Genomic DNA, 13,070 nt, shown 5'->3' with positions numbered 1-13,070 from the left:
GCACCTCACCTATTTATGAGGTGCGCTTCAACTTGCGCGCCAGCGCCTGCAACTGCTGGGCAATCTCTGCCACATCCACGCCATCCTGCTGCGGCGCCGCGGTGGTTTCACGCAATACCAATTCAGTTTTCAGCGTCCTCTCTACCACATCGCCGCCTTCCAGCTGCGCCAGCAACCGATCAACGCTGACGGTGCCCAACTGCTGCAGATCCTGACGCACAGTAGTTAAGGGCGGCTGATACCACGCGCTTTCCGCCGTATCGTCATAGCCAATCAGCGACATTTCCGCTGGGATCTTCACGCCATGCTGATGCAGGGCGCGCATCGCGCCGAGCGCCATCTGATCGTTGGCGACCAGCAGCGCCTGCGGCAGAGGGGCGTGCAACTGCGTCAGCAGCGCCTGATAACCCGATGCCGCGCTCCAGTCGCCGCTTAGCACGCAGAACGGCGTCAGCTGATGCGCCGCCAGCGCCTGCTGCCACGCAGCAAAACGTGCACGCGCCGAAGCAGAACTTGCCGGGCCATTCAACACGCCAATCTGTTGATGACCGAGCGCCACCAGGTGATCGACTGCCTGTTGTGCGCCAGATTCACTTTGATACTGGCATTGCGCGACCTCAGCGCTGCGCTCCACATCAAGAAATAGCACCGGCTTGTTATCGCACTGCTGCTGGATCTGCGCTGCTTGCGTGGCATCCAGCGGCAGGTTGATCAGCAACGCATCCACGCGCTGCGCCAGCAGTTCATGCACGGTGTCCTGCGGCGCGCTGCCGGTATTCGCCATGGCTATCACCAAATGATAGCCCTGCGCCGCCGCCCGTTGCTGAATCGCCGAGGCAATCTGTGCCGGCGCCATCAAGGCCAAATCGCTGGTGGCGAGGCCCAGCGTGCGAGTATTTTTACCTGCCAGCTGCTGCGCCACGCGATTCGGCACATAATTGAGCTGCTGCATCGCGGCTTCTACTTTGGCGCGGGTGCGCGGCGAAACCTGTTCGGAATGGTTGAGGACGCGGGAAACAGTTTGATAAGAAACCCCAGCCAGATGAGCAACATCGTCGAGGGTTACGGAGCGCGCAGTCATGAATCTCTCCTGAAGATTAAGCTGCGAGTGTAGCAAATTTTTCCCTGCCGACACGTACTTAAGCCGCTACACTGCCAAAGGTAAAAAGAGGAGAGCCGGATGCAGCTTAATAACGATCAGATTCAGGATATCATTACCCTGGCGGCCTGGCTGGCGCTGGATCAGATGCCACAAGATGGCACGCTCGACATCGATTTAGCGATTCTTGCCGGTCATGCCGTGTTACCAAACGTGGAAGCCGTGATTGCCGTAGCGAAAAAGTATCAGCTGCCGTTATTGATCAGCGGCGGCATAGGCCACTCAACTTCGCTACTGGTGGAGATGCTGGCGTCGCATCCGCTGTATCGCCAAATCGACAGCAAAGGCAAAAGCGAAGCCGAGTTGTTAGGCGATGTGGCCCGCGTATTTGCCGCGTTGCCGGATGAACTGCTATTGCTGGAAACCGCCTCACGCAACTGCGGTGAAAACGCCGCCTTGAGCCAAAAGTTACTGGATGAGCACAGCTGGCAGCCGCAGCGTGTGCTGCTGGTGCAGGATCCGCTGATGCAGCGTCGCACCCTGGAAACGTTCCGCTATCAATGGCGCGATCGCGCGGATGCGCCGGAGTTTATCAGCTGGCCGGTGTTTGTACCGCAGGTAATGATGGATGCCGGCATGCTGCGCATTATCGGCGCGCCGCCGCAGGGATTGTGGTCGATGGAGCGTTTTCTGTCGCTGCTGATGGGGGAAATCCAGCGCCTGCGCGATGACGAAAACGGCTACGGGCCGCGCGGTAGCGGCTTCCTTGGCCACGTAGAGATCCCGGAAGAAGTGGAAGCAGGATGGCAGCGTCTGAAGCAGCTGCCGGGCGTGCAGTCACGGTTGTAACAAATGATCGCGCATTCCCGTAGCGGCTCAATTTATTTGGCGTAGGGTCGTCATTAATGACGACCGTTTCAATGGCTGCACAAGGATGGTGTCCTTGTCGCCATAAATGGCTAATGCTCGTCATTTAAGAGATGAAAATCCTCATTACCGAGTGCACACAATGTAGCGGCGCAATTCATTGCGCGATAAATCGTGCCGCTACGGAAGGTGCGGCGATTTGATACGGCGCTTAACTGACGAGCATTACGCCATATATGGCGACCGCTGTTATCGATTTTGCACATACACCTGCAAATTGACATACACCGCGTTCAGCAACGGCGTCACGACGCCACTGCGCGCGCCGCGCACCAGCAGATCGCCAATCACCTGATCGGCCTCAATCTCAAAGCCCTGGGTTAAATCACGGTACATGGATGAGGTCATTGCCGCTTTGGGGTTGTTCAGCGTCTCATAAATCTTCGCCGTCACTGCCGGGCGCTGCTGATAACCTTCCGCACTCAGCACCGACAACACTTCGCCAAAAATCGTCTGCAGTAACGCTTCGCCGCCTTGGGATGTCAGCACCTGCTGCGTATTGCCACGCGCGATACAACACACCGCACCCAGCGTACTGAGCAGCAACCATTTTTCCCACAGCTCACTCATGATGTTGTCGGCAAACACGGTATCAAACTGCGCCGCGCGCAGCGTTTCATCCACGCGCTGCAAACGCACATCGTTGTTGCCATCCAGCGCACCGTAATAAAGGATGTGCAGCGGCGTCATCTGCACCACTTCGCCGTTTTCTCCCAGCGTCGCGTTGATTTTGCACAAGCCGCCAATCACCTTGTCGCCAAAGCGCGCACGCAGCGTATCGATATGCCGCATGCCGTTGAGGATTGGCATGATCAGCGTGTCTGGGCCGACAGCGGGCGCGATGTCGTTCATCGCCTGTTCCAGCCCGAAGCTTTTCACCGTCAGAATAATCAGATCGAAATGACCTTCAAGCGAACCGGCCTGCGCCAGCTGCGGCTGAATCACTTCGCTGCGGGCGGGTGTTTTCAGCACTAAACCGGTTTGCTGCAGCTGCTGAAAGCGGCGCTCGCGCACCAGAAAAGTCACATCACGTCCTGCTTGCGCCAGACGCGCACCGAAATAGCCGCCGGTGGCGCCGGCGCCGACTACCAGAATACGCATGGTCAATTTTCCTGTTGAGAGTGAAAGCCTTACCTTAAAGTGACCGGCGATGGCTTTCCAGCCCGTAAATGCTGAATCGGCTGCAAGATTCTAACGATGTTTAAAAAAGGCTCAAACTGTTCGTATTTACTCGTACAATGGGGTTAGGCTGTTGCGCAGCGGCGGGCAATGGTGCGCGCCGCATGACTAGTCGAATGACTAAGGACGCATCATGCCCCGAACCCTCCCCATCGAACGTTATCGCAACATCGGCATCTCCGCGCACATCGATGCCGGTAAAACCACCACCACAGAGCGCATCCTGTTTTACACCGGAATGAGCCATAAGTTAGGTGAAGTGCACGATGGCGCGGCAACCACCGACTGGATGGCGCAGGAGCAGGAGCGTGGTATCACCATTACCTCGGCAGCGGTGAGCTGCTTCTGGCCGGGCATGGATGGCAGCTTTACGCCGCACCGTATCAACATTATCGATACGCCCGGACACGTCGATTTCACCATTGAAGTTGAGCGTTCTATGCGCGTGCTCGATGGCGCAGTGATGGTGTATGACGCGGTCGGCGGCGTGCAGCCCCAGTCAGAAACCGTGTGGCGCCAGGCCAATAAATATCATGTGCCGCGCATTGCCTTCGTTAATAAAATGGATCGCCAGGGTGCGGATTTCTTCCGCGTCGTGCAGATGATGAAAGACCGATTGCATGCCAATCCGGTACCGATCGTTATTCCTATCGGTGCGGAAGAGCACTTTAGCGGCGTGGTCGATCTCAACAAAATGCGCGCTATTTACTGGGACGACGCCAGCCAGGGCATGAGTTTCAGTTATGCCCCGATTCCTGCTGAGTTGCACGCACTCGCCGCCGAGTGGCGCGAGAACATGGTGGCCGCGGCGGCAGAAGCCAGCGAAGCACTGATGGATCGTTATCTGGAACAGGGCGATCTCAGTGAAGACGAGGTGATTGCCGGATTACGTCAGCGCACCTTGCTGGGTGAAATCCAGCCGATGCTGTGCGGCAGCGCGTTCAAAAACAAAGGCGTGCAGCGCATGCTCGATGCGGTGATTGAACTGATGCCTTCACCGCTTGACGTACCGGCAGTGAGCGGCGTCAACGAGCAGGGCGAACACGACGAACGTCATGCGGATGACAGCGAGCCCTTCTCCGCGCTGGCGTTCAAATTGATGAGCGATCCCTACGTGGGTCAGCTGACGTTCGTGCGCGTTTACTCCGGCGTGCTGCGCAAAGGCGACAGCGTGTGGAACGCGGTGAAAGGGCGTAAAGAGCGCATCGGTCGCATTGTTCAGATGCAGGCCAATGACCGTATCGAGATCGAAGAGATTCATGCGGGCGACATCGCCGCCTGTGTGGGGTTAAAAGAGGTCACCACCGGCGAAACGCTGTGCGATCCTGTTGCTGTGATCACGCTAGAGCGCATGGAGTTTCCCGATCCGGTGATTTCGCTGTCGATTGAGCCGAAAACCAAGAGCGATCAGGAGAAAATGGGCCTGGCGTTGCAGCGGCTGGCGGCCGAAGATCCGTCGTTCCGTCTGCACACCGATGAGGAATCGGGCCAGACGATTATTTCCGGCATGGGCGAGCTACATCTGGAGATTATCGTTGACCGCATGAAGCGCGAGTTTGGCGTGGAAGCCAACATCGGTCGGCCGCAGGTTACCTATCGCGAAACCATCCGCAAAACGGTGCGCGAAGTCGAAGGCAAGTTTGTGCGCCAGTCGGGCGGTAAAGGTCAGTACGGACATGTGGTGCTGACGCTGGAGCCGCAGCAGGCGGGTGCCGGATTTGCCTTTGAAGATGCGACCAAAGGCGGCGTGGTGCCGCGCGAGTTTATTCCTTCGGTGGAGAAGGGGATTCGTGAAGCGCTGAACAGCGGCGTGCTGGCAGGTTATCCGGTGGTGGACATCAAAGCCACGCTGACGTTTGGTTCATACCATGATGTCGATTCCTCGGAAATGGCGTTTCGCATGGCGGCAATCCTGGGCTTTAAAGCCGCCGCGAAACGGGCCGATCCGGTGATTCTTGAACCGCTGATGCAGGTGGAAGTGGAGACGCCGGAAGAGTATGCCGGTGGCGTGATGGGCGATCTTTCGGCGCGGCGCGGGACGCTGCAGGGCATGGATGAACGCTTTGGTGCGCGCATTATTCGCGCCGAAGTGCCGTTGTCCGAGATGTTTGGTTATGCCACCACGCTGCGATCGATGTCGCAAGGCCGCGCAACCTACAGCATGGAGTTTGCGCATTATGCGGAAGCACCTCGCAACGTGGCCGACAGTATCATCGCGGCGCGCGCGTAAATCACTTAGCACCAAAAATGGACAGTTAATTTCTGCCGGTAAGCCGCTAGTATTCGCAGGATGAGGGATAATTACCGGAAATTAATCATGGATGTATTTTATCTGGATCAGTCCTGCTTTCACCAGCAGGGCTTATCTGCGCTTCTGGAACAATCAACTATTACCTGCTGTAAAAATATCGGTGAATTGAAAACTCGACTCAGTGAACGGGATAAAATAACCCGCCTTCCACCCGTCATTATTTTTGATTTACCTGCAAACTTCCGTACGGCGCTGACTTATATTCGTTATCTAACAAAATTGAAGATCTCCCGAAACGCGACGCTGATTTTCTTTTCTGATTTAGAGAAAAACAAAATTAACTACAGCAGTCATGCCATCAATGCTGATTGTTTTATCAATAAAAAATCGTCGACGGACTTCATCAGTAGTACGCTAGCCATCAGGCTTTGCCACCATAAAAACGGTCTGTCATTCGCCTCTCCCGTCGTCAATAATCATTTAACGAAGAAAGAATTTAATTTCCTGTGTTGCTTATTCACTTACGAATCCATTGAAGGTGTGGCGAAAATAACCGGTGAAAACAAAAAAACGCTCTACAGCCATCAGAACAAAATCGTCAAAAAACTTAATCTGAAAAATAGCCTGCATCTGTATCAGCGTTTTACCAATAACTTTTAAGCCAGCGATACAGTGGACCAATAACGTTGGGCGCGCAATAATGCGCGGCCAACGACATATTACCCCGTGAAATGTCCTTACTGACCACGTCATTGCGTAGTCGGGGTATAGATAATTCTCAACGTCCCCTGATAACGACCCGCTGTTTTTGACGATAAGGTGAAGGCCGGCGTGATGAGTTGTATGGGTGCCGGAACGCACAATACCGAATTGCTCTGTCCCGGTAACACCACTCGGCGCAATATCCCTCTATTGGTGCCACTCCAGATGATTTCATTACCGTTCTCAACCACCTGACGCGCTTTGGTCAGCGGATTGATCACTTCAATCGCATAATCGAGACGATTTTGCGCCAGATTTTTGTCCGCGCCATTGAGATATAGTGAAAACAATCCCGTGGCTCTGGCGGGCGCGGCTGCACCTTCATCCTGAAAGATCAGGCTCACCCGGTTACTGTCAGAATTATTGCCATCATACAGGCACATATCCAGCGAGCGACTGCCGCTAACGGTGGTGCTGGCGCGCGCGCCGGGGAAGGTTTTCAAACCGAGGTCAACGTTGGCGGCCGCATTGCCAAACTCTGGCAAATAGATCTGCTGATTGCCGTAGTCCGTCACCGTAAATGTCATCGTGGCGATCCAGTCACCCATCTTGGTGACGTTAGTGCATCCCACATCGACATTCTGGGAATTGCCGGTGCAGCCAGTGACTGGCCACTGCATCAGCGACATTTTCAGTGTGGCGCTCCAGGTGCCCGCCGACGGAAATTTACTCAGCTCTGAAGAGGGCAGATATGCCGAATAATCGGTACCATCGCCAGCCGGTGTGACGGCGCCGCCAAAGGCATTCAATGGCACCAAATTGGTGGCCACCACCGCGTTGTTCAGTGAACGACGTTTGGTGAGATAGACGTTCAATACGCGCGTCTGTTTGGTGCTGCTTTCGGTAAACAACACCGGCACGGGATACGGCGATGGTGACGCTTCCAGCCACACCGGAAAGGTCAGGCAGGCGCCATACTGATTGTTGGTGCGCGACTGGCAAACCAGTGTATTTCGCCCCCATTTCGGCGCGTCGTTAGTATCGTAACCCCCACTTTCATTGGTCCAGATCGGCAATTGCGCCGGTACAGACATGCGGTCAAAGGTGACGGCAATGCTGGTATTGCGCCCTGAAGGCGTAAGCATGGCGGCCTGCGCCTGCGTGCCCACCATCAGCCATAACAGTGCCAGCGCGGTGAGAAATCTACTCTTCATCCAAAGTCCCTATTGTTGTTCCTGCAAAGAAAGCGCGGTGCGTGCCAGTGGCACCTCATCCGAGCGGCGAGTGGCCGTCAGCAATTTTGCCCGCTGCTGCACGTCCTGAGGCATGGAGGCCAGTTCAATGGGTTTACAGTCGCTGTCGCCGACGTAACGCACCACGTCGTGAGTGCTTTTCACCTTCATTTCACAGCGGTACATCTGCATGCCGCGCACCATGTACAAATTTTTGATGCGGTGATCGGTTTCTGCGCTGAATCCGCCCTGACCTAAACCGGACCAGTTGGCGACATTCAGCGGCGTGGCACCTTCCAGCGGAATATGTTGATTGATCATCAGCCTGCCGAGCCAGGTATAGCGTGAGACAATATTCACCTCACTGACCAGCATGCGTCCCGGGGCGATAAACAGCGTGCGTCGTCCGGCCCCTTGGGTGATTTCACTGCGTATCCCATCAGTCGATTCAATGGAATCATTGATGCTAAGGGTGCTCTGGGTATAAGCCGGCAGGCTGAACAGCGTGCGGCCGGTACCGTGCAAGCTGGCGCTGCCTGCGCCATCGACGGAGACGTCCACCCGGCTATCGCGACTCTCATCGCTGCTCGCAACGTGCAGACCAACAGCCGCGCTGGGCAGGCCGTTGCCCCATTTTCCCCAGTACAGGCCGGAACGCGCCACCGCCAATGAGGAGTTATAACTCCCGCTGCTGCTTAAACGCTGACCGGATGAACGGGAAGATGCCGAGCTGAATGCCAGACTGCCGCTGCCATATTCGCCGCCGGTTTTGCCGTAAACGGAGGCATTCAGGGTATTTTCCTGATTGCCGTTGAGGTTCACGCCGATTTCCTGCTGGTTCTGCGCATCGAAATACCAGTTTTGCGCCACGTTATAGCCAACCTGATCTTTGTTGTTGCGATCGGTCTGGTAGGTCATGCCAACCGAACTGTAGTTTGAAGGTGATTGGGTGGCCGGCGTGCTAACGCGCGAAAGCGAAAGGGAGAGGAAGCCGCCGTTATCGCGCGTGATCCCGCTGCTGGTGGAGCGTGTAAAGAGAGTGGCGCTGGTATTAATATTGATGCCGTTGACGCTGAAGCCGCGGCCAAGGCCAGCCTGCCATGTCGTGGTCTGCGTTTTGCTGTAGGTGTTACGGCGCGCCCATACCGGCACGACCGCGTTATCATCCAGCTGGACCGGGATCACATTGCGACCTTCATTCTTGCTGGCGCTATAACCGGCATTCAGATACCAGCTGTTCACCGGCACGCTAAACATCAGGCTGCTGCTCTGATAGCAACCGCTGAAACCGTATTGCCCGCCGTTGTTGCTATAGCAATCCCGCGCATACAGGGCGCTGCGGTAAAAACTCAGAGAGAATCCGTCGTTATAGGAGACTTGCTGGATATTACCGCGCGAGCCTTCACTGCCTTTCAGGTAGCTGAAGCGGGTGGTGAGAATGCCGTCGAGCAGCAGGTTGTCGAATCCATGATTCCAGTCGAGCGCGCTTTCGATAAAGCGGTTGCGGTTGGTCAGGGCAACACCGCCGGTTAGCGCGGCATCTTCCGTCACAGGGACTTTAACCCCCGCCTGCATCACGCGGCGGTCGGCACCCTTTTCCGACGCTGTGCCGTTGCCCTGAACCTCGCGGTCGGGGATGGTGCCACCTTGTACAAACCATTCAATATTCTGGCTGGTCGCATTGCCTGTACGGCTAAAAGGAACCTGCTCGGTGCGTGACAACTGGTTATCTTCATAGATGCGTAGCGTCACGCCGTAACTGCCGTTGGGAAAAGCGGTGGTATCGAGATTTTGCGTGCCCGCATTCAGGTAAAACGTGCCAAGCAGTTGCTGACCGCGATAGGCATCAACACGCGATGGACGCGTAATAAATACCGTTACCGGCGTGCCCTGTGCCGCCTGCGCACGGTTCACCCAGGCGAGAGTCGAACCCACGCGCGCGCCTTCGATGGTGCTGAGCGGCAGCTGGCTTAAGGTAATGTTGCCGCCGGCGTTACTGAAAATATCCCGTGAATCCATGCGTCCGGCCTGAACGTAATAGCGTTTGCCCAGATCGCGGCGCAGGAAGACGTTATTGAAACGCACTTCCTGATGATTTTGCTGACGGTATTTCTGCGCGAGATAGTCCCAGTCAATGCCGGCATAACTGTTCTCAGTGAATCCGAGCGCGCCCGCACCCTGCAGCGATAACGTCTGATCACCGCGATTAGTGACGAAATTGATATTCTGCTGATGAATAAATGCCGCTTCCGTTTCTGCGGTCTGTTGGTAATAGGGCGAGTGAGGCTTTGCGGCAAGCGGTACAAATTCGGGACCAAGAAACAGTGACGCCCGGGCATTGTTTTCGTCATAGATCAGTGCAAGAGAATCCGTCTCAAGATAGTCGCATCCCGCCGCGCCGCCGTTGCTGCTGCATGCCCGGTTGCCGTTGCGTGCCAAAGGTTCACGCATCAGTTGGTCCAGGCGTTTTTCCTGTTGCGGTTCTTTTTGATAATGCTTCATCACCGCCAGCGCAACCTCATGCGGTTTTAGCAATGTGACGGTATCAAGTGAAACCGACGCTTCAAAAAGGCCGAGCGATTGCCCGTATACAGAAAGGTTGACCCACAGCGTCTGGCCAGTGACCAGCGATTCAAAACCAGGCGGAACCTGTGTGGCAGCACGGGTTGAAAGGGAAGGGATCAGGGTAATGAAAGAGGCTATTAAAACAACGCGGATATTAACCTTCATTACAGCGTCCTGCTGAAAAAGAATAACAAAGGGGGCGAAAGGCCCCCCGAAATAATTGTTCAGTCAATGCCGACAAATTAACTCTGCGTGGTGGCCTGAGTAATTAATAAGCTGACTACACCGGAATAGGTGCCGGTCGCCAGCACGCCTGGCGTAGTCTGGGAGATTTTCAATGGCAGTACTGACGAACCATTGGTGGTTCCCGCCGGGAACAGAGAGGCGTAAGTCAATGCTGTCGCGGTGGTGGTGATTCGTTTTAAATCCGCGCCCAGTGTGACCGTCAACGGTACCGCCGTACCGGTGACGGTATCGTTCAACTGGGCAGCACTCACCAGCGCAACGTTGATATTTGCGGTTTGCGAGTTCGACCAGATTTTGGTGTCCAGTGAATAGGTAGACAAACCACGGCCCGGAATATATTGCATATTAATGGTGCCCGGTAATGCGGTGCCGTCTGCCTGCGTCATATCGACCGTCGCATCGACGTTAGCATTCACTGTAATATCTTTCTGCACAGCCTGTGCATTAAATGCAGCCGTTAACGCAGCAGCGATGACGAGTGGTTTAATTAATTTTTGCATTTTTAGCTCCGTGAAAATCCTTGTACTGGCCTTGAATGACCGTCTTATTGGTAGTGAACTGCTTTATAACAACAGGTTGTTATTCCCTTAGAACATGCTGACTAATGTCCGATAACGTATTCGCTGATATTTCGCGTGTTAAGATCAACATGTTTTATTCTGATTTCCTGAGCTGCATTTAATTCTGCAGAACGCCATGCTTTGAAGCGCAGTGTTTCATCCGGATAGACCGTCGCGTGTTCTTTTTTCCACTGACAGCTGCTGCTGATATGTTGTCTGGAGCAGACCGCAACTTCACGAATCACAACGCGTACCGTACCTGTGTTTTTTACTTCCCCCGACGTTGTCGAGCTGAGAGCTAACGAGGCCGTGCGCGGCGGAATATGGACCAGCACGCCCCAAACTAAATTGATGCCGACTTGGTTGCTGATGTTATTATTCTGAGGTGATTTATCTTTCAGTTCATCCGGCGCAGCCACAGCCTCAAAATAAACACGCCAGGCGGTCTCTTTTTCCGGCGGTTGTAGTGCAATCAGGCGAATGATGCGTTGTGAACCTGAAGCCAGTGCGAACTTATCCGGGGTGGCGATAAGCGACTGTGAAACGCTATCGTTAACCAATATTTCTTTTTCAAACGGTGTCGCAGGACGCTCTATTCGCTTGATGCTGACTTTAATAAACTGCGCCTCACCGCTCTGCGATAATGTCTGGACCTGTGCCGCACCCTGGTTATTCAGGGTAACTTCCATAGGATAGACGCTCATATTTGCCCAAGCCGATGCGGATGAGAGAAAACCCATTGCTATCAGAGGGTAAGCGAGTTTTTTCGCAAGATGGGTTTTTGATAATGCGCCAAAAGAAAAGCCGCGACGTCGGGTGAAATGCAGTGAATCGTCCATGATAAATCCTTATAAAATCCATTAAAAACCTGGCGAATATTCCCTCTCCTGATCGGTTTATCTGTAAGCCAGGATGCCTTAATCACCGGAATAGCCGTGCGTTAAGAAAGTTCTCATACGGACTTTGTTGAGTCACTGTCCATTTTTGTGGTTAATTTTTTTGAGGTTTTGATCAAAGAGATTGTTTTCCAATGCAAAGCAAGCTAACGCAATGAAATAGCTATAAAAAAATAAGTTAATTCCGTGAGTTAGTATTTATTTAATCCGGTTAAAATAAATTCAGCCTTATACAAAATAAGTTGTTGATGATAGGATTATGCTGAGAAGGGCAAAAAAGACCCTTGCAGATATTAGAAAATTTCCACTGTTACTCATGTTGCCATATAGCATCCTGCACCGTTACTCATCAGGCCGTGAATAACACATCAGAAGCATGGCGAATATTTTTTTCATTTAGCAACCGGGCACACAAAACAGCAATATGAAAAGCAAACAACAACTCACGCAGTTGATTTTTCAGCGAGCAGAAGAGATTAAGTCGCATAAAAATATAGCGTTAGTGATGCAAAAGCATTACAACCTGTTGTTCAGACTCTATCTGACTAAGCCGCTCTATTTTAAAGTCATTTTTAAAGCCAATCGTTTTATTATCGGCTCAGCTATCATGGCGTATTTTTTCACCACCGATAAGCCAACACTGTGTCAGGTAAAGGACTTCTGTAAGAAAACGGGACTCATCAGCAATAACACCATTGACTCATTTCTGCTGTTTATTCGCGTAGGCGGACGTATGGAAGTGGAAAAAGATGCGCAGGATAAACGTAAGTTAACGTATAAGGTTACCCGCAAAGCATTGGATGAAACACGGGCTCTAATTAATACCATGATGATCCCTTACGGCATGATGTATGAAGATTTTGATGTCTCAGCTTGCTTAAAAATGAAAACGTTCAAAACCGAATATTTCAAAAAATACGCAGAAATTACCCTTAATCACGTCCACTTATTCGATATGGTACCGGAGAGTAAAGCATTCATTTTCAGGGACGCCGGGCATATGCTTCTGATGGATCTTTACATCGAAACCATCAAGCAAAAGAGCAGCGTGATCGAATACAACTTTTTGAAAGCATCGCTCAAATGCGGGGTGTCCCGTTCGCATATAAAACGTTGTCTGCAGGCTGCTGAAGCGGCTGGCTTGCTGACGATTGATACCGTGAACAACACCATTATTTTACATCCGTCCTTCATGCAAATGGCGTTGGATTATTTTGCCGTTTATATGGCAATGGTCGAGTATGGACTGCGCGGTTTAACCGGTGTTCCTCCGCTTGTGGCAGGTTGATACGCTAGCCGTTACCGCGATTAAACAACGCTGTTAATTATTAATTGCCATATTCTACAAATCCATTGCCACTATTGTCGTTTTACTTTTATTTGTCCGAATTTTAATAATTTAGCGGGAATATC

10 protein-coding genes are annotated in these 13,070 nt (G+C 53.0%); 4 read left to right on the top strand and 6 right to left on the bottom strand.

Annotated features, from left to right (window positions below):
• Positions 1-13: 13 nt before the first annotated feature.
• Positions 14-1,081, bottom strand: a complete 1,068-nt coding sequence (locus ACRQ84_RS22150) for a LacI family DNA-binding transcriptional regulator (protein WP_483818138.1) — start codon at positions 1,079-1,081, stop codon at positions 14-16.
• A gap of 99 nt (positions 1,082-1,180) precedes the next feature.
• Here ACRQ84_RS22150 and ACRQ84_RS22145 point away from each other — a divergent pair, with 99 nt between their 5' ends.
• Complete coding sequence (locus tag ACRQ84_RS22145; RefSeq protein ID WP_483818137.1) at positions 1,181-1,948, top strand: YdcF family protein; 768 nt, start codon at positions 1,181-1,183, stop codon at positions 1,946-1,948.
• Between the two features lie 267 nt (positions 1,949-2,215).
• On the opposite strand, the gene ACRQ84_RS22140 is transcribed toward ACRQ84_RS22145, so the two are convergent.
• Positions 2,216-3,127 carry a ketopantoate reductase family protein gene (locus ACRQ84_RS22140; protein WP_483818136.1) on the bottom strand — a complete coding sequence of 304 codons (912 nt, stop codon included), beginning with the start codon at positions 3,125-3,127 and terminating at the stop codon, positions 2,216-2,218.
• A gap of 211 nt (positions 3,128-3,338) precedes the next feature.
• Between ACRQ84_RS22140 and fusA the strand changes: the two genes are divergently transcribed.
• Positions 3,339-5,435, top strand: coding sequence for an elongation factor G (gene fusA / locus ACRQ84_RS22135; protein WP_483818135.1), 2,097 nt, complete (start codon positions 3,339-3,341; stop codon positions 5,433-5,435).
• A gap of 87 nt (positions 5,436-5,522) precedes the next feature.
• A complete protein-coding gene (locus ACRQ84_RS22130; protein ID WP_483818134.1) occupies positions 5,523-6,116 on the top strand; it encodes a LuxR family transcriptional regulator in 594 nt (197 codons plus the stop codon).
• An 89-nt stretch (positions 6,117-6,205) separates the two neighbouring features.
• On the opposite strand, the gene ACRQ84_RS22125 is transcribed toward ACRQ84_RS22130, so the two are convergent.
• The 4 genes from ACRQ84_RS22125 to ACRQ84_RS22110 all read right to left on the bottom strand — a co-directional run bounded on the left by ACRQ84_RS22125 (position 6,206) and on the right by ACRQ84_RS22110 (position 11,600).
• Positions 6,206-7,372 (bottom strand): CblD like pilus biogenesis initiator family protein, encoded by a 1,167-nt coding sequence (locus tag ACRQ84_RS22125; protein WP_483818133.1) that lies wholly within the window; start codon positions 7,370-7,372, stop codon positions 6,206-6,208.
• A gap of 9 nt (positions 7,373-7,381) precedes the next feature.
• The gene (locus tag ACRQ84_RS22120) at positions 7,382-10,120 is read right to left on the bottom strand and encodes a TcfC E-set like domain-containing protein (RefSeq protein WP_483818132.1); all 2,739 of its coding nucleotides are present in this window, start codon (positions 10,118-10,120) and stop codon (positions 7,382-7,384) included.
• A gap of 77 nt (positions 10,121-10,197) precedes the next feature.
• Positions 10,198-10,701 carry a CS1 type fimbrial major subunit gene (locus tag ACRQ84_RS22115; RefSeq protein WP_064741403.1) on the bottom strand — a complete coding sequence of 168 codons (504 nt, stop codon included), beginning with the start codon at positions 10,699-10,701 and terminating at the stop codon, positions 10,198-10,200.
• Positions 10,702-10,802: 101 nt separating this feature from the next.
• Entirely contained in the window at positions 10,803-11,600 is a 798-nt protein-coding gene (locus ACRQ84_RS22110) for a fimbrial protein (protein WP_483818131.1), read from the bottom strand.
• Positions 11,601-12,081: 481 nt separating this feature from the next.
• Here ACRQ84_RS22110 and ACRQ84_RS22105 point away from each other — a divergent pair, with 481 nt between their 5' ends.
• Positions 12,082-12,945: a hypothetical protein gene (locus tag ACRQ84_RS22105; RefSeq protein ID WP_483818130.1), complete on the top strand. Its 864-nt coding sequence runs from the start codon at positions 12,082-12,084 to the stop codon at positions 12,943-12,945.
• Positions 12,946-13,070: the final 125 nt, after the last annotated feature.

The sequence above is a fragment of the Pantoea sp. E2023-21 genome (genome assembly GCF_051302795.1).
In the GTDB taxonomy this organism is placed as follows: Bacteria; Pseudomonadota; Gammaproteobacteria; order Enterobacterales; family Enterobacteriaceae; genus Pantoea; species Pantoea ludwigii_A.
This window is presented reverse-complemented; position numbering and strand designations above follow the sequence as displayed.